Below are 24,038 nucleotides of genomic sequence, written 5' to 3' on the forward strand. Positions count from 1 at the left end.
TCTTTTAAAATATTAAACATGACAAAAATATTTGTGATATATACTGGTGGTACTATAGGTATGATCACAGATCCTGAAACTGGAGCGTTAAAACCCTTTACATTTGAACAAATTATAGAAAACGTTCCGGAATTAAAACGGATGGATTATGAATTAACAGTTTATTCTTTTGATCCAATTATAGATTCTTCTGATATGACGCCCGAAATTTGGGCGTTTTTAGCAAAGTTAATTCACGAAAATTATGAAGACCATGATGGCTTTTTAGTTCTTCATGGATCAGATACGATGGCTTTTACAGCGTCAGCTTTAAGCTTTATGTTAGAAGGTTTAGCAAAACCAGTTATTTTTACTGGCTCACAATTGCCAATCTCAGAAGTACGTACAGATGCTAAAGAAAATTTTATTACTGCTTTAGAAATTGCATCTGCTAAGTTAGAAGATGGCAGAGCAAGAGTGCCAGAAGTTTGTATTTATTTTGAGAATAAACTTTATAGAGCCAACAGAACTTTCAAATACAACTCGGCAAAATTTGAAGCTTTTAGGTCTCCCAATTACCCGGTTTTGGTAGAGGCAGGTGTGCATATTAGATATAATGATGCTGTTATAGGAAAGCTTGAGAATACAATTTTTAAGGTTCATACCAATGTGAGTAATAATATTGGAGTTTTAAAATTATACCCAGGTATTAGTCCGGAAATTATTGATGCCGTATTAAACTCTGATGCGGAAGCCATAATTATGGAAAGTTTTGGAACAGGAAATACAACTACTGCCAAATGGTTTTTAGATAAATTAGAGAATGCCATAAATTCTGGCAAAATAATATTAGATATTTCGCAATGTAAAGTAGGTTCTGTAGAAATGGGGCGTTATGCAACCAGTAGCGCTTTAAAAGAAATGGGTGTAATTAACGGTTACGATATGACTTTTGAAGCAGCAGTTACTAAATTAATGTATTTGTTAGGACGTAATTACCCAAAAGATAGGTTGTTGAGGAGATTGGGAACTTCTATTAGAGGGGAGTTGACGAAGAATTAAATTTGTTATTAAACTCATATATATTAGTTAGTGGCAAGTGTAGGACGACCGAACCGTAACAAAAAAACGAACAGACAATGACATTAAAAGAAGCTGTATTAAAAAGTTTAGAAGACATTAACGACATCACCAATTATTTGGTGGTGCTAAACCATATCAACGACAAAAACTATTATGACTTTGGCGGAGCAAAAACTCCAGGTTCTACAGTTTCGGCTGTTTTAGGCGACTTCATTCGTAATGGAGATACAAGAGTAAAGAGAATAAAACAAGACGGTGGAACTTACTCCTACTATCTGACAAAAAACGAGCAAAATATCGGAGTTGAAATTTTAAGTGGCGACACTGAAGTTCTGATAACACAACCAATTAAAATACATAAGTCAAAAACTTACGAAGAAAGAGATTTACATAAACTTTTAAGTAGCTATTTAAAAAATACAGACACTTACTCAAAGACAATTTTTCACGAGCAATCAAACGGAAAAGACAACAACCAAATTTGGACACATCCAGATATGGTTGGAATTAAGTTTCTAAACTTACAGACAAAAGCCAGTCAGAATTTTTTAAAATCAATAAATCGTATTGACACTTTTAAAATAAGCTCATATGAATTAAAAAGGGAAATCAATAGTGACAGCGAGCTTAAAAAAGCATTTTTCCAAGCTGTTTCAAATTCAAGCTGGGCAAATTATGGTTATTTAGTTGCATTTGAATTTAGCGACAGTTTGAATGAAGAAATGGCAAGACTAAATCAATCTTTTGGAATTGGCATTATTGAACTAAACACAAATCCATATCAAAGCAAAGTACTTTATCCTTCTGTTTTTCGTGACTTGGACTTTAAGACAATTGACAAACTTTGTAAAATGAATAAAGAGTTTGAAAAGTTCATTGAGCAGACAGAGAAACTAATGACCGCAAGCGAAAAATATGTTTCAGGAGCAGAAAAGGAACTTGACGAATTTTGTGACAGTTACTTTGCAAATGACACAGAAGTTGAAAATTATTGTAAAGAAAAACATATATCGACAATCGAAGGATAACAAGAACCACTGGCTATAAAGCGAAAAATAGTATGATGACTCTTGAAGAGTTTAAAGAAAAAAACTACGGAAAACGCGGCAATACCGAACGTGACGAACTTGAAGCGGGCTATGAAAATTTCAAAATCGGGGCCTTAATTCATGACACTCGACTTGAAATGGGAATGACTCGGCACAACTTGCAGAAAAAGTAGGAATGACCAAATCTTATATTTCAAAAATTGAAAACAATATAAAAGAAGCTCGTATTTCGACACTTCAAAAAATTGTTGAACTTGGTTTTGGTGGACAATTAGAGCTTTCAATTAAACTGCACTAAGAAAAAGAAAAGCGCCCTATAACAGCAAGTTTAAATCTATTCCCGAGCTAAGTGCTTTATGCGCACTCAGCACATTTTATTAAATTTTGTGCGGGCAGACAAGTTTTTGTAAATAAATCGCAAATCTTTAAACTTGCAACCAGTTCAATAGATAATATTATCTTTTTTTGTTTTCAACACCATCAATCTTTATCTTAAAATAAACAATTAAAACCCTTTTTTTTAAATCATTTTAAAAGCTTAGCTTTGCAAAATTATTTTCTTGGCGGTAAGGTATAAAATCTCCAAGAAAATAGTTAAGAAAAATTTTATGAAGAAAATTGTTGATTACCGTAAGTTTTTAGAAGTTACGGAAGCTGCAGATTTACAGGAGTTAAAAACTGTTTACAGAAGCTTAATGAAAAAATGGCATCCAGATAAATTTCAGGATAGCGAAGAAAGTAAATTAGACGCAGAAGAGAAAAGTAAATATATAATTGAAGCTTATCACTTTTTAGTAAGTATTGCGCCAGAAACGCGTAAACAATCTTTAGCCGAATATACTACCACTATTAACGAATCTAATATTTCAGATTTTGAATATAAGTCGCAGGTTTTGAAAGTTACTTTCTATGATGGTAACGAGTACGAATACTTTGATGTTCCTAAGGCTGTTTATGTGAAATTGGTAAATGCGGATAGTAGAGGTAGATTTGCTCGAAGACACATTTTTAGCTCTTTTGTTTACAGAAGCGTAAATAGATTAGTAGCTACTGCATAGTTAATTGTTATAAGTATAACAACAAAGACTTGTCTGCAAAAGACGGGTCTTTTTTTGTTTTAAGACAATTGTTTCCTTATAATATCAGTTATTTTGCCAGTTAAATAAACCAACAAAGTTGATAAAACAAGACAGGTTAAAACTGTAAAAGGAATGCTTATAGCCGGATGAGCCATTTTCCAATTGATATCTGCTGTATTTAAAATTTTGATGAACAACACATGCACTAAATAAATCCCGAAGCTATATTTATTAATAAAATTAATAATGCCCTTTAAATATTGGTTTTGAATTTCGTAATTTTTAAAATGCATAAAAACACCTACGGCATATATAAATACAGGGTAATTTAAATTGTTTACGAAATAGTTTTTTGATAGGCGATGGTTAGTGATTGCTAAGTAATAAGTGCCAAAAATGATTACTGCTAAACCCAATAATGCAAAAATAGCAGCATATTTTTTTTTGATGTGTATTTGCATTAAAAAATAGCCTAAAACCATATAACCTAAATAGCCTGCAAAATTAGAGAGTTCAATTTTTGGTAAAAATTGCTTTATTGATGGTATGGTAAATAAAAAACTAATAAGCCAAATTGCTAAAAAGTAACTAAGTTCTTTAATTGAAGCTTGTTTTACCCATTTTCTAATAATTGGTATAAAAAGGTACAAGCCTAAAAGGGTGTAAACAAACCACAAATGGTATTGACTGCCATTCAATAATTCATCCCATTTTAAAGCAATGAAGTTGGTAATTGTAAAAGCTTTTTTTGCTACAATAAAAGCATCATAAAATATATAAACTAAACTCCAAAAAATTAATGGAGGAATAATTTTTAAGAAACGTTTAGATAAAAACTGATGAATGCCTTCGTCTTTTTGAAGTAATAAAGCGCCGGAAAGCATAAAAAATATAGGAACAGAAAATCTGGAGATACTGCTAAAAACTAAAGCGAAACCCCAATTACTAAATGGTAAAGTGTTGTGTTTTAATATTGCGTTGCTACTAACATGAATGGTTATTACAGCAATTGTTGCAATTACTCTTAATGTATTAAACCATTCTTGTTTTTGTTCCAAAATAATATTTGTTGAACTGTAAAAATACCATTAAAAGCCATTTTTGTGCAAATTTGCCTTTATGCAGCATTGCGAGAATGCTGTTTGATTGCATCCAGTTCTGCTTTTTTATCGGTTTTTTCCTCTTCAATGTCGAAATCGTCTTGGAGTCCTAACCAAAACTTTGCAGAGTTTCCAAAATATTTAGAAAGTCTAAGTGCTGTGTCCGCTGTGATACGTCTGTTTCCTTTTATGATAGCAGAAACACGTGTTTGAGGAATTCCAAGTTCTTTGGAAAGTTTATATGCCGTAATTTCTAAAGGCAATAAAAATTCTTCATGAAGAATTTCTCCGGGATGAATGTTTTTTAGCTTTTCCATTTTTTTTTAATTTAGTGATAATCTATTATTTCAACTTCGTCAGCATTTCCATTATTCCATTTGAAAATAATGCGCCCTTGGTCGTTAATTCTAATTGAATAAAATTCTTTAAAATTTCCTTTTAGTTTCTCCAATCGGTTCGATGGCGGAACTTGTAAGTCAGTCAGATTTTGCGAGTTATTTAACATTCTTAATTTCCTTCTTGCAATTTCCTGTATTTCTGTTGATAAACCCTTGACACGCTTTCCTTTCCATATTTTCTCTGTGTCTTTTTTGCCGAAGGAGGTTAACATATCGCCGCTTTAATTTACTTACGTCAAAGGTAAGTAAATTATTATGGGGACACAAATTTATGTGATACCGCATCAAACGATGTAGTTTAATATTTTGTTTATTGTGCATAAATGACGCAACTTGAGGAACAAATATGGAAACTTACTAAATCGAGGAAATATTTTTCCCGAATATATTACAATTCTAAAAAAGTTCCTGAGCCAATTTCGATAATTTACCTCATAAATTAATAACACAAAAAAACTCAAAATTTCATCATCAACATCATCCATTTTTTATCTCTAAAATATCAAAATTCACTTATCAAAATGTTAATTTAACCATTTCCAATCGTATTAAATCTGATACACAATAGAGCTCACTTCTCAAATTATAATTAGTTTTTATACTTTGGATTTTTATTTAATCCCACAAAAACATGAAGCTAAAAAATTACCTTTTTATTCCGCTTTTTATTGTACAAGGTTTGGCGATTGCACAAACAAAAGATGCAATAATTGAAAACATTATTAAAGAAGCAACAGAAAACTCTCAATTACCGCAACTTGCCCATGAACTTACAGATTTAATAGGTCCACGATTAGTGGGAACGCCACAAATGAAGCAAGCTAATGATTGGGCTGTTGCAAAATATACAAGCTGGGGAATAAGTGCAAGAAATGAAAAATGGGGAGAGTGGAAAGGATGGGATAGAGGCATTACACATATTGATATGATTTCTCCAAGAGTGCGTTCTTTAGAGGGTACTCAATTGGCATGGAGCCCTTCAACTCCTGCAAAAGGTGTAACCGCTGATATTATTATTATCCCAGATTTAGCAGATTCTAATGCGTTTAAAGCTTGGTTGCCAACAGTAAAAGGAAAGTTTGTAATGGTTTCTATGATGCAACCAACAGGCCGTCCGGATGATAATTGGGAACAATATGGCACCAAAGAGTCTGTTGAGAAAATGAAAAAAGAAAGAGCTGAAATGACTACGGCTTGGGCGCAAAGAATTAGAAAAACAGGTTTTACAAGTCGTACTTTGCCATTAGCATTAGAAAAAGCTGGCGCAGCGGGAATTATTTCTTCTTATTGGTCTGCCGGTTTTGGTGTAAATAAAATTTTTAGTGCATCAACTAAAAAAATTGCCACGGTTGATATTGCTTTAGAAGATTATGGAATGCTTTATCGTTTGGCAGAAAGCGGGAATACGCCAAAATTGAAAATTGTTGCTATTAGTAAAGATTTAGGTGTAGTGCCAAATTTTAATACCATTGGCGAAATAAAAGGTACAGAAAAACCCGAAGAGTATGTGATGCTATCTGCACATTTTGATTCGTGGGATGGTGCAACTGGAGCTACTGATAACGGAACAGGAACAGTTACCATGATGGAAGTGATGCGAATTTTGAAAAAGTTTTATCCAAACCCAAAGCGTACTATTTTGGTAGGCCATTGGGGGAGTGAAGAACAAGGTTTAAACGGATCAAGAGCTTTTGTTGAAGATCATCCAGAAATAGTAAAAAACATACAAGTTTTATTTAATCAAGATAACGGAACGGGAAGAGTTGTTGATTTATCTGGTCAAGGGTTTTTAAATGCTTATGATTATTTGGGGCGTTGGTTAAATAAAGTGCCTTACGAAATTAGAAAAGAAGTAAAAACTAATTTCCCAGGTAACCCAGGTGGTGGCGGATCTGATTATGCATCTTTTGTTGCAGCTGGTGCTCCTGCATTTTCTTTAAGTTCTATAAGTTGGGCTTATGGTAATTATACTTGGCACACCAACAGAGATACTTATGATAAAATTGTATTTGACGATTTAAGAAGCAATACAATTATGGCTGCAATTATGACTTATATGGCTAGTGAAGACCCAGAAACTACTTCAAAAGTTAAAAGTGTTTTACCAGTTAGTCCTAGAACTGGCGAACCTATGACTTGGCCTACACCACGTTCTCCAAACAGAAGAGGTGGGTTAGATTAAGCTGAATAAATTAAATTCGTAATAAAAAAGTCGGTTTTAAATTTGTGAAACCGACTTTTTTGTGGAGTTAAACTTATGTGTATTTGAGTTTTAGTAGTCTAAAATATTTTCTGACTCTCAGATTAAAAATTCTTATCAAAACGTAAAATTTATCTCATTTGCTACGGCAAAAATACTTTCCTTGTTCAAATTAGTTAATAAAGGAATATGAGCAACTACTGCTAAACCAGTTTTTTTTAAGATGATACTTTCTGTAGCCGGATTTGGTTCTCCATTAAATATAATTCCTTTAATTGGTATTTTACGGTTATTTAAAGCTTCTACAGATAGTAGCGTATGGTTTATGCTGCCTAAATAATTTTTAGAAACTAAAATAACCTCTACCCCTAATTTTTTTATCAAATCAATTATCAAATCTTCATTATTTAGCGGAACCATTAAACCACCTGCGCCTTCAATAATTAAATTATTAGTTGTTTGCGGGATGTTGAACTCAGCTAAATCTATTTTTACACCATCTAATTGTGCAGAGTAATGCGGAGAAAAAGGTTGTGTAAGTCGGTAAGTTTCTGGATGAAACTTTGTATTGGAATTGCTAATTAAGCTCTCAACTTTTAGAGTGTCTGATTGTTCCAAATCTCCAGATTGTATAGGCTTCCAATAGTCTGCTTTTAATTTTTCCACTAAAATAGCAGCCGTTACTGTTTTTCCATTCTCTGTACCAATACCTGTTACAAAATATGTTTTATTCATGATTGTTGTTTTATAGAATTTAGCTTTAACTAATTAAAAATCAGATTTTAGTCCTTACTTAAAGCACTTAAAAGATTGGTTAAATTATAAATTTCTGCTTTAGTATTGTGCGCATGTAAACTTATTCTTAATCTTTCTTTACCTGCTGGTACAGTTGGGCTTAAAATAGCTTTCACATTACATCCATGTTGTTGCAAATAGTTGGCAAAGTTTTTACAATTGCTGTTACCTTCAATAATTATACTTTGTATTGCACTTTCACTAGGTATCAAAAGTAAATTCATTCTACTTAAAAGGTGTTTAAAAAGTGCAATGTTTTCTTTTAAAATTACCATTTGTGCAGATTGATATAATTGACTGTAAGCAACCGTAATTGATGCCAAAGCATGAAAAGGCAAAGCTGTGGTATAAATGAAGGAGCGGGCAAAATTTATTAAATAAGTTTTTAACAAAACCGAACCAGTAATTACTGCGCCATGGCAACCTAAAGCTTTACCAAAGGTATAAATGCGGGCAAATATTTTATCTTGAATGCCTAATTGTTGGCAAAGTCCCACGCCATTATTACCTATAACACCAATTGCATGGGCTTCATCTACAATTAAATTTGCATTGTATTTTATGGCTAACTCATTAATTTCTAACAAAGGAGCTGTATCTCCATCCATAGAAAAAACACTTTCTGTCACTATAAAAACATTCCCTTTGCTTAGTTTTAATTTGTCTTCTAAAGCGGTTAAATTATTATGCGCAAAAGTATATTTATTGGCTAGGCTTAACCTTGCGCCATCAATTAAGCTTGCATGTATCAATTCATCACAAACAATGGTATCACCACGTTGCGCAATGCAAGAAAGCAAACCAATATTAGCATCATAACCAGAATTAAAAATTAAGGATGCTTCAGCTTCATGAAAACCTGCTATTTTTTGTTCTAGCTCTTCTACAAATTTACCGTTGCCAGCTAATAATCTTGAACCAGTTGAACCCAATTTATAGTTAGGGTATGTTTGCAGTAATTGCTCAAGTTTTTGTTTAAGAATATGCGATTGAGCAAAGCTTAAGTAATCGTTAGAGTGAAAATCGGCTAAACTTTCTGGGTGCTGCTGTAACGTTCTTAACGAATCGTTATCAACTCTTTCTTGAAGTTTTCGCTGTAAAAAATTTTCCAATACCTTAGCATTTTATTTGTTAGCCATTTAATAGCTTAATTACAAAAATAATTAATTCTTGAACTCTCCGTCAATCATTTAAAATTTAATCATTCCAAACTTTATTCCTAAAAATTCACACTCCCTATATCGTTACAATTTTATATCATTCATTATACTTTATAAACTTCCTACAAACTTCATTCTTGTAGAGTTCTGAAAGTTTGCAATGGTTTTAAAAATCTCAATGATGGTAACTTGTTCTATTTTTGTTAAAGAGTTTAATTCAACATAATTGGTGGGTTCAGCATTATTATCTATGATGTTTTGCGCTTGTCGCTTTAAACGTAACCCCATTAAATAGTAGTAAGACTGCATTAATTCAAGATATTGTTTTTCTGAAAATACGCCCATTTTTTGTAGCTCTTTTAATCTTTCACCGGTATTTTCTTTTTGAAAAATTCTGTTTTGCAATGCATAAACACGCACCAAATCTACTATAGGAGTCATAGCTCTTTTAATATCAAAAACCTGTTTTTCTTCTATAGTTTGGGTTTTAATATTTTTAAAGAAAGTAAGCGGTGGGTCATACTGTAATGCATTTTTTGCCATGTACACAAAAAACTTTTCCATCGGTTTTTGTAATTCTAAATTCACAAAATTACGCAAATCATCCATAATAGCTAAATCCCCATAAATTGCTCTACAATCAAAAAAAGTTGAAAATTTGATAGCGGTTTCTGGCAGGGCATCGTCAATCCATTCTTTGTAATTACGTTTCCAATGCGATAAAGAATGTGTCCATTTAGGATTTTTAGCCATAAAATCACCAGAGCAATAAACAAATCCAATTTCGTTAAGTTTATCAGAAACTCGGGTTGCAAATTCTAAAAAGTAAGTTCTTACTAGCTCTCTTTGTTCGTTAGCTTTATCTTCGTAAATAATGGCGTTATCTTGATCGGTTTTTAGGGTTTGTTCTTTACGGCCTTCGCTACCTAAAACAATAAAAACAAATTTTGCCGGTGCAGGGCCAATTTCTTTAAAAACCTCTTCAATTACCTTGGTAGAAATGGTATCGGCAATGGTTGTAATTACTTGGTTAACAATTTCGGCATGTACGCCTCTGCTTAGCAGCTGAGAAACAATACTTGGTACTTTTAGCCATTTTGCTTTTAATTCTTTAGTGCTTAAAGCCGATTTTACAGATTGTATAAAAACCAAAGGCGATTGCGCTTGCTCACTCAATAATCTGTTTCGGCTCAAAAACCCGACAAATTCGCCATCATCTTCCACTAAAAGGTATCGGCTTTTCGTTCTAAACATTAATAGTATGGCCTCGTAAATATATGCTTCTTTAGAAATGGATATGATTTCATCGTCCATTACCTCAGAAATGCTTTTGCCAGCGTCTAATTGTTGAGCAATAACTCGGTCTCTTAAAGTAATATCAGTTACAAAGCCAATTATTTTATTTTCATCATCAGTAACAAATAAACAACTTACTTTTTCTTGTGCCATTTTAATAGCGCACTCAAAAATAGGAGTGAAGGAATTGCAACTTGCTATTTTATGATAGCTTAAACCTTCAATTTTTCGAGAATACATTTGCTCAGAAGCAATGTAGCTTTCTGCAAAAAGAGCGGGTTTTTTATAAAAGAATGCAAATTCTTCATTTAGCATTCTTTTACCAAAATCAGCAGTAAAAAACTGAAAAAAGCTATCGTAGGCATCACATAAAGCTTTAAAATGTTTACGCGGCAAAACATACACTAATGTACCTTTTTTAGCAACTACAGATTTTAAAGCTTTTTTTCTGTTCAATAAAACAGAAATTCCACCAAAAACCGCACCTTTAGTTAAGTTATTTACATCTCTTTTATTGTTATTGGTATCGTAAAAAAAAGATTCATATTCTCCCTCAACAATAATATCAAGCCCTTTCATTTTGGTGATTTCTTGCTGGTAAATCAGTTTTTCTTTAGGGTAAATTACTTCCTCTAATACTTCGGCTACGCCAGTAATTACGTCAATAGGAAGCAAGTTAAAAGGAGTAGTCTGCTGTAAAAATTTAAGTTTATTTTCCATAATTATACCAAATTAGGATGAAGAATATGATGATTTTAAAAATGGATAAAAACCATTTAAAGAAGGAATCGGGTTTTTTAAATTCAGTTTTAGTAGTTATTTGTTGCTTGGCTATTATACTATCACTTACTTCTCCTTTATTCTTTAAGTAAAAAAATATTTCAGAAGTAATTGTAGCATCGCTTAGTGCATTATGTAGTTTTTCGGGCTTTTTATTAAAAAGAGTTTTATAAAATACGTTTAGTTTTAAATGCTTAAAATTAGGATTTTTAATATAAGGAACACTTGCCTTCATGGTGCAAAACAAAGGCTTGTGAAGAAGCGGATTTTCTATGTTTAGTCTAAAACTTTCTACACCTACCATGTGGTAATCAAGTTCTGTAAAGTGCGCTACAACTAAAGGTTGGTATTTTACAATGTCATTAGCCAGCCTTTTTATTATAGCTAATTTATCTTTGCCTTTATGCAATAAATCTTCTTTGGTAATATGATGTATTTTTAATGAAGCTTTACTAATTTTAAAATTTCCAGGTTTAACATAATGGTTTTCTTTTTTAACAAGAGCACCATCAGCGTCGTAAATTAGCCAGGCAATTTGTAAAATATAAGGCCAATTGTTATTGGAAGAATACGGAGCATCCCATTTTTTTGGTAAACCCGATGTTTCTGTATCAATAACTAAAAAATATTCTCTCACAGAAGAAAATTAATAAAATTTGGATAATATTTTATAATTAATGATATTAATTATTGATTTTCATTACTTGGTTTAAAAGTTGAGGTAGACCTGTTGATGTAATATCATCGTTATTCCAAAAGCTCAAAACACAAGCTAAATAATGATTTCTAATATTTTCTGCAACATAATAAACTGTTAAAGTCTTATTTCCTGTTATTCCTAATAATAAAGATGTGCCACCATTAAAATCAATAACAACCTTTTTCGCTTTAGTAGGTGTGCCTTCAAATTCTACTTCTACAAGTTCATCATAGATTATTTTAATACCCTTTTTAGTTTTAGTTATTAATAATTGATTGTCTAAAGCCGTTTGTGCACTATTTAAATCAGAATGTAAAGACCAATTCATTTCTCCTAAATAAGGACATTGCACAGTATTTACATTTGTCCAATAGCAGCTATTATTAAGTTTGATGTTTCTACCTGCAAAATTAATTGAATCAATTCTAAGACTCGCATAATTTTCCTTTGGAATCGTGTTTTCTACAATAAGGTTAACCATCTTTTTTTCTAAATCTTGATCTATACTGGTCATGTTAGAAAACCGAATAATTACAGTCATTTTATCTTTGTTTTCTACAAAGTAATAACTGTTTTTTTGTGTCAATTGATCAGAGACTGAATTCTCTTTTTTTATGTAGATATGGTTATATGGAATCTCAGGATTCTTAGATTTTAAATCCTTCGTTTTAATATCATATTTCCTGTAAAGTATATTTAAACGTTTATCATTCAAATCGCTATTGAAGATTTCGCTTGTAATTAGGTAATTATCAATATTATAATATTTAACGGTTTTATTTTGAAGTACTTGTAATCTCTCCAATAGGTCGTTTTGTGCAAATGATTTTAAACTGAGTAAGATGATTGCTAAAACCAATAAACTTTTATGTTTCATAGGAAATGATTTTGAAAAATAAAGATAGAGTTAATCAAATGAATAATGATAACCCAAAAAATCTAGTAGCTGTAATTTCTTTTAAAAAGAAAAAGAGGAGAAACTCCTCTTTATAAATAACCTAAAATTTTCATTACCTGCTTGCTGTTTTGTTCCTCACCAAAAACTTCATAATTAAAAGTTTCGTCGCGGTTTCTTCTGATAATTACATGCTTTGGCGATGGTAATAAGCAATGATGGATACCCCCATAACCACTTAATACTTCTTGGTAAGCTCCCGTATGGAAAAAGCCAAGAAATTGTACTTTACGTGTTTTAGGCATAAATACGTTACCCACATGTGCTTCTTGGTTGTAATAATCTTGTCCGTCGCAGGTTATACCACCTAAATTTACACGCTCATACTCGCTATCCCAATTATTAATTGGTAACAGAATGTAGCGTTGGTTCATTGCCCAAACATCCGGCAAATTGGTAATAAAAGAGCCATCTAGCATTAACCACTTTTCACGGTCGTTTTGTTGTTTACGACCTAAAACTTTGTATAAAATACCAGAAGCTTCAGCAACTGTATATTTACCAAATTCGGTAATAATATCTGGTTCCATTACCTCATGTTCGGCACAAATTTCTTTAATACGTTTAATAATTTCGTTAATCATGTATTCATAATCGAAATCAAAAACCAAAGAATCTTTAAATGGCATACCGCCACCAATATCTAAAGTATCTAAATCAGGATTAATCTTTTTGAATTTACAATATAACGTTACGTATTTTTCTAATTCGTTCCAATAATAAGGTGTATCAGTAATTCCAGAGTTAATAAAGAAATGTAAAAGTTTAACCCTAAAGTTTGGGTTTTTAATGATTTTGTTGTTGTAAAAATCAATCACATCTTCTTGTCTTACACCTAATCTTGAGGTATAAAACTGTGAATCTGGTTGCTCTTCTGCTGCAATTCTTATCCCTAAATTACAAGGTGTATCTAACTCAACCTCGTCATCATAAAGGTTAAATTCTTCTTTATTATCTAAAACAGGGATAATGTTTTTAAAACCATCATGCAACATATCAACTATATATTGCTTGTATTGGTAGGTTTTAAAGCCGTTACAAATTACAGTTACATCTTTATTTAACGATCCTTTTTTCTCTAAAGCATCAATCATTGGCATATCAAAAGCCGATGATGTTTCTAGGTGAATATCGTTTTTTAAAGCCTCCTCAACTATATGACGGAAATGAGAGCTTTTTGTACAGTAGCAATATTTGTAAGAGCCACGGTAATTATTTTTTAAGATAGCAGTTTGAAACAATATTTTTGCTTGCTGAATCTTTTTACTGATGATAGGTAAATAGGTGAACCTTAGCGGTGTACCATAAGTTTCTATCATTTCCATCAGGTTTAAATCGTGGAAATAAAGTTCATCATCAATAATGTCAAAACCTTCTTGAGGGAAACCAACACTGAGGTCTAAAAATTCTTCGTAACTCTGCATTTATTATTTTTTTGCAAAAGTGTGATTAAATAATGAAAAAAATATAAGGTTTATTATTTTTTTACTGTTTAGCGATAGATAAATTTGAAATGTTAATCAAAACTGTTTAAGTTAAATATGATTATAAAATTCATTTAAAAAAAGTTAGCAACTCTATCAAGGTTATGAAATAATATCCTATTTCCTCTCTAAATGTATCTCAGCCATCATGCATCTTGCACTACCCCCACCAATTTTTTCAATTGTAGGTATCGGCGAAGATAAAATATCAGCATATTTGTTAATTTGAGCTATTTGAGGTGCATTTAAACAAGAATGAGCGCTTTCGCTCATCACCAAAAAGCTTTGGTTTAAAGTGTTTTTAACTTCTAACATATTGCCAGCGAAATTATTCATCTGCTCAAAGCTGATATCGATAATTTCTTTACCTGTATTTTTAAAACTATTTATTAGCTGTTCTTTTTCTGCTAAATCTGGAATACTCGCTAAACAAATCACCACAAATTTTTCTGCCACACACATCATCACATTGGTATGGTAAATAGGCTTGTTATTTTCATCAACAGCTAAAAAAGTAATGGCTTTATAGCCACTTTCTGCACAAAAAATTTCCAGTACTTTTGGGTTTGTACGTATGGAAATACAAGCGTAAGTAATTTTATGCTCACGGTCTAAAACCATGCTGCCAGTACCTTCTAAATATTCCTCTTTTTCTTCGGTAAAGGTTAAATCGTTTACTTCTTTAATATTAAACTGAGTGCTTAAAACATCTAAAATATCTTCTCTACGTTCCATTCTACGGTTTTCTGCTTGCATTGGGTAAATGTAAACGCTTCCATCGTTATGAAAAGAAACCCAATTGTTTGGAAAAATCGAATCTGGAGTATGAGGCTGCAAAGTATCTTCAATAACAATCACATTGATATGATTTAAACGAAGCTTATTTACAAAGTTATTAAACTCTACCAAAGCTTTTTCTTGTACATTTTCATCCTCTGCTTTGTGCTGAAAAGCATTACTGTCTGATGTTTGTGAGTTAAACCTAAAAGCAACAGGCCTTATCATTAATATGTTTGATGTGTTTTGCATTTTTTTAGTATTAAGATGTGAGATATGAGAATTGAGAACTGGCGAAACGGCACCAAATATATCGATTGAATAAAAAAATTATTTATAAATAATTGTAAATGAGATTATTATTAATTAAAAGTCCTAATGAACCAATGACTAATGAACTTATTATTATCAATCAAAAGCCTTAATAAACCAATGACTAATGAACTTTAAAACACAATAAAGAGTCCTAACCAACTAACCAACCAACCAACTAACCATCTAATTCATCTCTAAAAATAGGCATACTCATACAATGAAAACCGCCTCTAGCTCTTGATAATTCTGCTGACGGCATAGTAATAAATGTATTCTCTAACGTTTCTGGACTCAATTTCCCGCTTTCAAATTGCTTTAAAAGTTCTTTAACACCAATAACTTTAAATCCTTTAGCTTTAAATCCTTTAATAGTATAGTCGTTTCTATCGTAACCTAAAACCACACCTTCTTTTAGAGCTAATAAATTGCAAGAATCTGTCCACTGCTCTCTAGAATCGTAAGGAAACTCTTCATTTCCCGAGTAAATAAATTCTGTTTTTTGATCAGATTTCAAATCATTTTTACTGATATCATCAAGCAAAGCTTCAATAGAATTAAACTTTTTAGGGTTACTAATTTCGCCTTTCAGAAATTGAGTAATTTCTGGTTTGTCTTTAGGTTCTTCGTTAATTAAATGATCAATTGGCTCACTTCCATCACCGCGTATATCTTGCTTTCCAATAGCATGCAAAATTACCCACATATTACGTTTTACTTGTGTAAACACAGTATCTATGTGCATAAAATCTCTTTTATGAGGTATTTTTACAACGCTAACTTTATCAACCACATCTTTTTCAAACAAAATTTTAATAGTGTCGCTAATTGCATTTGCAGATGTACGTTCGCTAAAACCAATAATTAGGTGATTTTCACTAACCACCATCACATCTCCACCTTCTAAAGTACTTTTTTGTTCGTTTTCTTCGCCGGGGCGTAAAAAATGCTGCAAAGAATCTGGTATCTCAATAATGTTCTCTTTATAATTTGCAAACAAGGGATGATTAAAAAATATGTATTTGGCCAAAAGCGTTTCTCGCGAACGAGCTTTTTTTGCTGGTTTATTTATTAAAATATGCTGATTAATTGTAATTCCAATATCCCTAGTAAAAATTAAATTAGGAATAGGCGCAAAAATCATCTCATCTTGGTTAATAGAACCCGAAATAAAAATGTTTGCCAAATCTGAGGGCGACATTTCATTCAGTTTATTTTGTAAATGATAAGTGCAACCTTCAATAGCGCAAACAGCTGCTACCATTTCTTTTTTAAGACTAACGTTGTTTAAGACCTCAGCTAAAATAAATTGTAACTCTATAACTTTGTTTGAAGCATGGAAATTTGGATGAGCAGGTTTATAAAAACTTCTAGTCTTGTCGCTATCAATTTCTGTGGTTTTACCTTTTACTTTTTCAGGGTCTAAGAAATAAAGTAAAAGTTTTAAGTAATAATCGTATTCTTTTTTTCTAATAGTATCTAAGTGAACAATATCTTCAAAAAGCCAATCTTGAGCTTTAGAAGGCACAACTTTCCCTAAACCACTATCAGGGCTATGTATAAGTAAACAACGTAAATTTCCAATTTCAGAACTTACGTTAACTTTAAAATCTTTAGAATCTTTGGTCATAATTTGTAATGGTTCAAATACAAAGCTATTAGAATTTAATTCAAAAATTAAATTGCCCAGATGAAATAAGATTAATTAATTTTGCCAGATGAAATTTTTACACCAAGCCATTGTTAAGGCTTTCGCCGATGTTTTCGATACAGAACTTCAAGAGCATCAAGTAAATTTAGAGCAAACCAAAAAAGAATTTGAAGGGCATGCCACTTTTGTGGTTTTTCCATTTGTGAAGTTTACTAAAAAATCGCCAGAGCAAACTGCTAATTTATTGGGAGAATATTTGCAAAATAATTGTAAAGAAATAGCAGGTTTTAATGTAATTAAAGGTTTCTTAAATTTGGTTTTAAGCGATGCGTATTGGTTGGAGATTTTTCAAAGTCATATTTCTCATCCTGATTTTGGGCGATTACCTTCAAACGGAGAAAAGGTGATGGTAGAATATTCATCACCAAACACCAATAAACCTTTGCACTTAGGTCATGTACGTAATAATTTATTAGGCTTTGCTGTAGCTCAAATTTTAGATGCAGCAGGCTTTGAAGTGATTAAAGCGAATTTGGTTAATGATAGGGGAATTCATATTTGCAAATCTATGTTGGCTTGGCAGAAATTTGGGAATGGAGAAACACCAGAATCATCAGGTTTAAAAGGTGATCATTTGGTTGGAAAATATTATGTGATTTTCGATCAAGAATATAAAAAGGAAATTGCTGATTTAATTGCGGTAGGAAAAACCGAAGAAGAAGCAAAAAAACAAGCGCCTTTAATTTTAGAAGCACAACAAATGCTTTTAAAGTGGGAGCAAGGCGATGAGCAAGTTATTGATTTATGGAAAACCATGAATTCATGGGTTTATGCCGGTTTCAATAAAACTTATAAAGCTTTAGGCGTAAGTTTTGATCAATATTATTATGAATCAAATACTTATTTATTAGGAAAAGATATTATTGAAGAAGGTTTAAGCAAACGCGTTTTCTTTAAAAAAGAAGATGGTTCTGTTTGGATAGATTTAACTGCTGATGGATTAGACGAGAAATTGGTGCGTAGGGCAGATGGTACTTCGGTTTACATTACCCAAGATTTAGGTACTGCTCAATTAAAGTTTGATGATTATAACGTACAAAAATCTATTTATGTAGTTGGTAACGAACAAGATTACCATTTTAAAGTCCTGTTTTTGATTTTGGAAAAATTAGGTAAAGATTGGGCAAAAGGGTTATTCCATTTATCGTACGGCATGGTTGATTTGCCTAGTGGTAAAATGAAATCGAGAGAAGGAACTGTGGTTGATGCCGATGATTTAATTGAAGAAATGAAAGCCACTGCAAAGGAAAAAACCGAAGCTTTAGGTAAGGTTGATAATTTTGAAGAAGCAGAAAAAGAGAGTTTATACAACATCATAGGCATGGGTGCTTTAAAGTACTTTTTACTTAAAGTTGAACCTAAAAAACGTTTATTGTTTGACCCAAATGAGTCTATTGATTTTCAAGGAAATACAGGTCCGTTTATACAGTACACCCACGCTCGTATTAAATCTGTTTTAAACAAATCTGATTTTGGATCGGTAATGGTGCCACCTACAACTTTAAAAGAAACCGAAGTTGAGCTCATTCAACTTATTAGTAAATATCAGGAAATATTAAAAATAGCTGCGGAAACTTATAATCCAGCTATGATTGCCAATTACGCCTACGATTTAGCGAAAGCTTATAATAAGTTTTACCAAACAGAAAGTATTCTTAAAATAGAAAATAATGATTTAAGAACTTTTAGGCTTAAATTGTCATACCATACCGCTTTAACTTTAAACAAAGCAATGAGTTTATTAGGTATTGCCATGCCAGAGAGAATGTAATTTGTTCTTTTAATTTTTTTATAAAAGTCAGGTATTTAGGCAAATACCTGACTTTTTTATTTTAGTAACTTTTTCTTAATAAAAACGTACTATTTTGCATTAATACCTTTGCGAAAAATATAATCACACACATTAACATTTTTTAAATTTGATGGAAATTTTTTTAAATAAGGATAAACCTGTAGTAAGATTAAGAGCATTTAGGGCAATAGATGATCCGAAAACATGTGAACTCTTTATAGAAGGGCATACACATGTTTTAACAAGCATAGGCATTACAAAAGTAACCTCTTCAAAAAATGATTGGATGTATAACCCAGCCGCTTTTGTTTTGGTGGTAGAGGATTTAGAAGGAAAGAGGGTTTACGGTGGTGCTAGAGTTCATGTTGCAGGAGGTAATCAACCTTTGCCTTTAGAGGAAGCAGCATCTGCATTAGATTCTAACGTTTTTGACTTAGTATGGAAATATGCACAAAACGGAACTGGTGAATTGTGTGGATTATGGAACTCAAGAGAGATTGCGGGTTATGGTGTTGGAAGCATATTTTTAATTAGGGCTGCTGTTGCCATATCTCAGCAATTAGGCATAAAATCACTATTTGCATTTTGTGCACCATATACCATAAAACCAGTTGCAACATGCGGCATGGAGCTCGAACCTAGCATTGGTAATGAAGGTACTTTTGTGTACCCTAAACTTGATTTAGTAGCTACAACCATGATACTAAAGGATGTTGATACTTTAAGTAAAGCCGAAGAAGAAGATAAAATTGCAATTGTTAAACTTCGCAAGGATTTAAATGTGGTGAAAAACGAAACACTAAGAAAAAAAGAAATTACTATACATTATGAAACCCTAATTCCTTTAATAAACAATTGGGATTTAGACCACGCAATTAGTGAGGCTTATAATAATTTCCAAAAAGCGACCGTAAGTATAGATGGTGCTAATAACTTTACCTTTCTTTAAATAATTTTAGTATGGCTTTTTTTGATAAAACACTCTATCATTTCAAACAATCTGAAACTATATATCAACCTGTTTTCTTTAATCTTCAAAAATCTATCGATAAACAAGAGTTAAAAAAACTGTTAGAACAAGAAAAAAATCTGTGTATTCACGATGAAATTTACAGTCAGTTAGAAGAACTCATAAAATGTAAAAATCCTTCGGTTAAACTTAGCAAAGAAGAAGTTAAATCTTTTATAGAAGCTCATTTAAACGGTACAGAATTAGATAATTATGGAGTATGGGTTTATTACCCTTGGAGTAATAAATTAGTACACCTATTAAATAAGGACGAGTTTATTGAAGTTAGAACCAACAGAAATAGAAATAAAATTACTAGGGAAGAGCAAGCCGAGCTACAATCAAAAATTATAGGAGTTGTAGGGCTTTCTGTAGGGCAATCTATTGCGCTAACTTTAGCCATGGAAAGAACTTGTAGCGAACTTAGGTTAGCGGATTTTGATACTGCCGAATTAAGCAATTTGAATAGAATAAGAACTGGCGTACACAATCTTGGAATCAGTAAAACAGTTTTAGCAGCAAGAGAAATTGCTGAAATAGATCCGTTTTTAAAAGTAAAAATCTATCCAGAAGGTTTAACAAATCAGAATTTAGACGATTTTTTTCTGGAAGACGGAAAATTAGACTTGTTTATTGAGGTGTGCGATTCTTTAGAGATTAAAATAGATAGCAGAATGAAAGCCCGTGAGTTAAAGTTGCCAGTTGTTATGGATACTAACGACCGTGGAATGCTTGATATTGAAAGATTTGATTTAGAGCCAGAAAGGAATATTTTTCATGGTTATTTAGATCATTTAATGGTGAATAATGGCATAACAGTAACACCTGCCAACAGAACAGAAATTTTGATGTCAATTCTTTCCTTTGATAAATTGTCTGAAAGAATGCAATTTTCAATGGCGCAAATTGGCAAAAGTATCAATACATGGCCTCAATTGGCTTCGTCAGTTGTATTAGGAGGTGCCATAACAACAGATATTTGCAGGCGTATATTGCTTAATGAGCATAAAGATTCGGGTAGGTATTATGTTGATTTAGATTATATATTTAATAACAAATAGAAGTATGATGATTATTTTTTCTTTCTTAAAAGAACAGGCTTTTAAAATAAAGATATCAAGTTTTAAAAAAGCTATACTTTTATTATCTCTCATTTACCTATCAAGTATTTCGTTATTTGCTCAAAATGTGCTTAATATTAATGATGCTTTAAAAGAGAAATATATTGGTAAATCTGTTGCTATTTTTCAAGATTCAACCAGTAATTTAAGTTTCGAACAAGTTTTAAAATCTGACGATTTATTTACACCCAGCACATTTGATGTACCAAACTTGGGTATTACCGCAAATAATAACTGGTTAAAATTTACTTTAAGCAATAACTCTAACCAAGAAAAATTCATCCTCAATCTATCAAACCCTCTAATAAACAAAGTAAGTTTATATGTTGTAAGAGATAGCACAACCGAGAACATAAATACTACAAACTATTCTCCAATAAGAAATAGAAAATATAAGCATCAATTCTATTTATTTGATATTAATTTAAAACCTAATGAAACCATTATATGCTATTTAAAATTAAATGCTAAAGAGCAAATACTTGCACCTTTAAGCATTTACACACCAAACCAAGTTTTACCGGTTATTAGTAATGCAGATGTACAAACTGGTTTTTATTTAGGTATAATGATTGTGATGATGCTTTATAATTTATTTATTTATTTTACCATAAAGGATAAAGATTATTTGGTGTACTGTCATTATATATTTTGGGTGGCATTAACACAGGCTACTTTATTAGGTTTTTCTCATCGATATTTTTGGACAGATAGCGTGTGGCTTGCTCAAAATATGGTGATTATATGCGGTATAATGTCTGGTATAGCAACCATAATTTTCGCTAAATCATTTTTAAAAACTAAGGAATATTCATTCAAATTAAATCTTTTATTGAATATCACTATTACAATATATCTAATAGCATTAACACTATTACTACTTAACCTTAAACAACAAGCTTTTCAATTAGTTAATTTAACAGCAGTAACAGTTTCATTACTAATTCTATACGTTGCTTGGTTTATTTACAGAAAAAAATATACCCCCGCTAAATATTTTTTAATCAGCTTTTCAGTTTTTTTTATAAGTGTTTTAATATTTGTAGCCAAAGATTACGGTATTGTGCCGTACAATCAATTTACAGTACACGCAGTAGAAATTGGTTCAGCTTTAGAAGCTATATTGCTTTCCTTTGCACTTGCTAATAAAATTAATATATTTAAAAAAGAAAAGGAAATCTCGCAGGCAGAAGCTTTAGCAACGGCTCAAGAGAATGAACGTATTATTACCCAACAAAATATTATTCTCGAACAAAAAGTTAATGAGCGTACAAGTGAATTAGTGGAAGCCAATACCGAATTAGGAGATACCTTAGAGAATTTAAAGCAAACACAAACTCAATTAGTTGAGGCCGAAAAAATGGCTTCTTTAGGGCAGTTGACAGCAGGTATAGCACATGAAATTAATAATCCAATAAACTTTGTAACATCTAATGTTGCACCCTTAGAAAGAGATTTTAAAATTGTTTTTGATGCATTTGATAAAATGGAAACCATTGCATTAAATACATCTAGCACAGCAGAAAAAGAAGCTGAGATAGAAGAATTTAAAGAAGAATTAGATTATGATTACCTTAAAATAGAAATTGCTCATTTAATAAAAGGGATTAATGAAGGGGCGGTAAGAACTGCAGAAATTGTAAAAGGTTTAAGGGTTTTTTCAAGAGTTGATGAAGACGATTTAAAAAAGGCAGATATTAACGAAGGCATAAACTCAACTTTAGTTATTATGAATAGTATGTTGAGCGCACATAACATAAAAGTGGAAAGGAATTTTCAAGATTTGCCATCTATAGAATGTTATCCGGGTAAATTAAATCAAGTTTTTCTCAATTTAATTTCCAACTCAATTGACGCTATAAAATTTAACACTCAAAATATTTCGGAAGGTTTATTAACCATTACCACAGCCGCAATTGATGGTAAAATAATGATTGCAATAAAAGATAACGGAACTGGTATGTCAGAAAAAACTAAGCACAAGTTATTTGAGCCATTTTACACTACCAAAGACGTTGGGGAAGGTACTGGCTTGGGGATGTCTATAGTTTACAATACCATAAAAAAGCATAATGGCAATATAATAGTTAACTCAGAGTTAAATAAAGGAACAGAAATTATCATCGAAATTCCTTTTTATCAAAAAGACAATGTAAGTTTGTAATACCCAAATGGAAAACAAAGCCAAAATACTTTATATAGATGATGAGATGAATAATCTTGTAGGCTTTAAAGCATCCTTACGTTTAGATTACCAAATTCTAATTGCAGAAAATGTTTCAAAAGCTTACCATTATTTAGAACAGTATGAAGATATAAAAGTTATATTTTGTGATCAAAGAATGCCGGAAATTACCGGTGTTCAGTTTTTTGAGGATGTTCAAAAAAAATATCCGAATCCGGTACGTGTTTTAATTACCGCTTACACAGATGTTGAGTCTATCATAGATGCAATTAATAAAGGTAATATTTTTAGATATGTTAAAAAACCTTGGGTCGAGTCGGAAATTATAAATGCCATTCAAGAAAGCATTAAATATTATCAAGCAAGCTCTATTTTAGCAATTAATAACGAAGAATTAAGATCAGCATATTCAGAGTTAGATAAGTTTGCTTATTCTGTAAGTCATGATATTAGAGGGCCTTTAGTAGGTCTCTCTGGCGGCATAAGCCTAGCACTTGATACCAACAATATTGATGAGATTAAGGATATTTTAAGAATGATGTCTAAATCTGTTGATAAACTTGATAAGTTTATCATTAACATGCATGATTATTATAGTCTAGAAAGAGGTAAATTAAAAATTACAAGTATTGATTTTAACGAGATAGCTAAAGATTTAAAAGACGTATATGAAATTTATGCTAAAAGTTTAGCTATTAATTTTAGTATCACAGTTAGCCAAGAAGAAGACTTTTGGTCAGATAAAATTAATGTTAATCTTATTTTAAATAATCTTATCGGTAATGCAATAAAATATCAAAGATTAGAATGTGAAAACAAAAAAGTTGATGTGGCAATAACTGTTTTAAAGGGTTTCGCAACTATTAAAGTTTCAGATAACGGTCACGGAATTGAAGAAAAATATCATGATCAAATTTTCACGCTTTTTTTTAGAGCTCATTATTATAATGTAGGTTCTGGTTTAGGGCTTTTTAATGTTAAAAGCGCAATTAATAAATTAAACGGAAAAATTTCTGTTGATTCTGCAGTTAACCATGGCAGTACTTTTACAGCTATTATCCCAAACAAATAGT

The 24,038-nt window shown here is 31.6% G+C and carries 22 protein-coding genes; 11 read left to right on the forward strand and 11 right to left on the reverse strand.

What is annotated here, in order from left to right:
- Positions 1 to 18: 18 nt before the first annotated feature.
- From ACFSSE_RS00375 to ACFSSE_RS00395, 5 genes are all read left to right on the forward strand, one after another.
- Positions 19 to 1,041, forward strand: coding sequence for an asparaginase (locus ACFSSE_RS00375; protein ID WP_379041172.1), 1,023 nt, complete (start codon positions 19 to 21; stop codon positions 1,039 to 1,041).
- Between the two features lie 77 nt (positions 1,042 to 1,118).
- Positions 1,119 to 2,090, forward strand: coding sequence for a hypothetical protein (locus ACFSSE_RS00380; RefSeq protein ID WP_379041173.1), 972 nt, complete (start codon positions 1,119 to 1,121; stop codon positions 2,088 to 2,090).
- A 32-nt stretch (positions 2,091 to 2,122) separates the two neighbouring features.
- The gene (locus tag ACFSSE_RS00385) at positions 2,123 to 2,284 is read left to right on the forward strand and encodes a hypothetical protein (protein ID WP_379041174.1); all 162 of its coding nucleotides are present in this window, start codon (positions 2,123 to 2,125) and stop codon (positions 2,282 to 2,284) included.
- A 2-nt stretch (positions 2,285 to 2,286) separates the two neighbouring features.
- Complete coding sequence (locus ACFSSE_RS00390; RefSeq protein ID WP_379041175.1) at positions 2,287 to 2,409, forward strand: helix-turn-helix domain-containing protein; 123 nt, start codon at positions 2,287 to 2,289, stop codon at positions 2,407 to 2,409.
- Between the two features lie 310 nt (positions 2,410 to 2,719).
- Complete coding sequence (locus ACFSSE_RS00395) at positions 2,720 to 3,169, forward strand: KTSC domain-containing protein (RefSeq protein WP_379041176.1); 450 nt, start codon at positions 2,720 to 2,722, stop codon at positions 3,167 to 3,169.
- 59 nt (positions 3,170 to 3,228) lie between these two features.
- Here the strand turns inward: ACFSSE_RS00395 and ACFSSE_RS00400 are convergent, their stop codons facing one another.
- The 3 genes from ACFSSE_RS00400 to ACFSSE_RS00410 are packed head-to-tail and all read right to left on the reverse strand — an operon-like array spanning position 3,229 to position 4,900.
- Positions 3,229 to 4,248, reverse strand: coding sequence for an acyltransferase (locus ACFSSE_RS00400; protein WP_379041177.1), 1,020 nt, complete (start codon positions 4,246 to 4,248; stop codon positions 3,229 to 3,231).
- 59 nt (positions 4,249 to 4,307) lie between these two features.
- The gene (locus tag ACFSSE_RS00405) at positions 4,308 to 4,607 is read right to left on the reverse strand and encodes a HigA family addiction module antitoxin (protein WP_379041178.1); all 300 of its coding nucleotides are present in this window, start codon (positions 4,605 to 4,607) and stop codon (positions 4,308 to 4,310) included.
- Positions 4,608 to 4,618: 11 nt separating this feature from the next.
- The gene (locus ACFSSE_RS00410; RefSeq protein ID WP_379041179.1) at positions 4,619 to 4,900 is read right to left on the reverse strand and encodes a type II toxin-antitoxin system RelE/ParE family toxin; all 282 of its coding nucleotides are present in this window, start codon (positions 4,898 to 4,900) and stop codon (positions 4,619 to 4,621) included.
- A gap of 419 nt (positions 4,901 to 5,319) precedes the next feature.
- Between ACFSSE_RS00410 and ACFSSE_RS00415 the strand changes: the two genes are divergently transcribed.
- Positions 5,320 to 6,870 carry a M20/M25/M40 family metallo-hydrolase gene (locus tag ACFSSE_RS00415; RefSeq protein WP_379041180.1) on the forward strand — a complete coding sequence of 517 codons (1,551 nt, stop codon included), beginning with the start codon at positions 5,320 to 5,322 and terminating at the stop codon, positions 6,868 to 6,870.
- Positions 6,871 to 7,005: 135 nt separating this feature from the next.
- Here ACFSSE_RS00415 and bioD read toward each other — a convergent pair whose 3' ends face one another.
- The 8 genes from bioD to ACFSSE_RS00455 all read right to left on the reverse strand — a co-directional run bounded on the left by bioD (position 7,006) and on the right by ACFSSE_RS00455 (position 16,777).
- Entirely contained in the window at positions 7,006 to 7,623 is a 618-nt protein-coding gene (bioD, locus tag ACFSSE_RS00420) for a dethiobiotin synthase (protein WP_379041181.1), read from the reverse strand.
- Positions 7,624 to 7,670: 47 nt separating this feature from the next.
- Positions 7,671 to 8,795: an aminotransferase class I/II-fold pyridoxal phosphate-dependent enzyme gene (locus tag ACFSSE_RS00425; RefSeq protein ID WP_379041182.1), complete on the reverse strand. Its 1,125-nt coding sequence runs from the start codon at positions 8,793 to 8,795 to the stop codon at positions 7,671 to 7,673.
- 159 nt (positions 8,796 to 8,954) lie between these two features.
- Positions 8,955 to 10,859, reverse strand: coding sequence for a DUF294 nucleotidyltransferase-like domain-containing protein (locus tag ACFSSE_RS00430; protein ID WP_379041183.1), 1,905 nt, complete (start codon positions 10,857 to 10,859; stop codon positions 8,955 to 8,957).
- Positions 10,849 to 11,556, reverse strand: a complete 708-nt coding sequence (locus ACFSSE_RS00435) for a 3'-5' exonuclease (protein ID WP_379041184.1) — start codon at positions 11,554 to 11,556, stop codon at positions 10,849 to 10,851. The genes ACFSSE_RS00430 and ACFSSE_RS00435 overlap by 11 nt, the downstream gene beginning before the upstream one ends.
- Positions 11,557 to 11,602: 46 nt before the next feature.
- Entirely contained in the window at positions 11,603 to 12,496 is an 894-nt protein-coding gene (locus ACFSSE_RS00440; protein ID WP_379041185.1) for a hypothetical protein, read from the reverse strand.
- 110 nt (positions 12,497 to 12,606) lie between these two features.
- Positions 12,607 to 13,998, reverse strand: coding sequence for an arginine decarboxylase (locus ACFSSE_RS00445; protein ID WP_379041186.1), 1,392 nt, complete (start codon positions 13,996 to 13,998; stop codon positions 12,607 to 12,609).
- 177 nt (positions 13,999 to 14,175) lie between these two features.
- Positions 14,176 to 15,087 carry a citrulline utilization hydrolase CtlX gene (gene ctlX, locus ACFSSE_RS00450; protein WP_379041187.1) on the reverse strand — a complete coding sequence of 304 codons (912 nt, stop codon included), beginning with the start codon at positions 15,085 to 15,087 and terminating at the stop codon, positions 14,176 to 14,178.
- 238 nt (positions 15,088 to 15,325) lie between these two features.
- Positions 15,326 to 16,777: an arginine deiminase family protein gene (locus tag ACFSSE_RS00455; RefSeq protein WP_379041188.1), complete on the reverse strand. Its 1,452-nt coding sequence runs from the start codon at positions 16,775 to 16,777 to the stop codon at positions 15,326 to 15,328.
- A gap of 88 nt (positions 16,778 to 16,865) precedes the next feature.
- On the opposite strand from ACFSSE_RS00455, the gene argS reads away from it, so the two are divergent.
- The 5 genes from argS (at position 16,866) to ACFSSE_RS00480 (ending at position 24,037) form a co-directional block, all read left to right on the forward strand.
- Positions 16,866 to 18,629, forward strand: a complete 1,764-nt coding sequence (argS, locus tag ACFSSE_RS00460) for an arginine--tRNA ligase (RefSeq protein ID WP_379041189.1) — start codon at positions 16,866 to 16,868, stop codon at positions 18,627 to 18,629.
- 151 nt (positions 18,630 to 18,780) lie between these two features.
- Positions 18,781 to 19,599: a hypothetical protein gene (locus ACFSSE_RS00465; protein ID WP_379041190.1), complete on the forward strand. Its 819-nt coding sequence runs from the start codon at positions 18,781 to 18,783 to the stop codon at positions 19,597 to 19,599.
- Positions 19,600 to 19,610: 11 nt separating this feature from the next.
- On the forward strand, positions 19,611 to 20,720 hold the full coding sequence (locus tag ACFSSE_RS00470; protein ID WP_379041191.1) for a ThiF family adenylyltransferase: 1,110 nt from the start codon (positions 19,611 to 19,613) through the stop codon (positions 20,718 to 20,720).
- Between the two features lie 4 nt (positions 20,721 to 20,724).
- Positions 20,725 to 22,944 carry a sensor histidine kinase gene (locus tag ACFSSE_RS00475; protein WP_379041192.1) on the forward strand — a complete coding sequence of 740 codons (2,220 nt, stop codon included), beginning with the start codon at positions 20,725 to 20,727 and terminating at the stop codon, positions 22,942 to 22,944.
- Between the two features lie 7 nt (positions 22,945 to 22,951).
- Complete coding sequence (locus ACFSSE_RS00480) at positions 22,952 to 24,037, forward strand: ATP-binding protein (protein ID WP_379041193.1); 1,086 nt, start codon at positions 22,952 to 22,954, stop codon at positions 24,035 to 24,037.
- Position 24,038: the final 1 nt, after the last annotated feature.

Origin of the sequence: Pedobacter alpinus, from assembly GCF_042684645.1 — a bacterium.
GTDB lineage: Bacteria > Bacteroidota > Bacteroidia > Sphingobacteriales > Sphingobacteriaceae > Pseudopedobacter > Pseudopedobacter alpinus.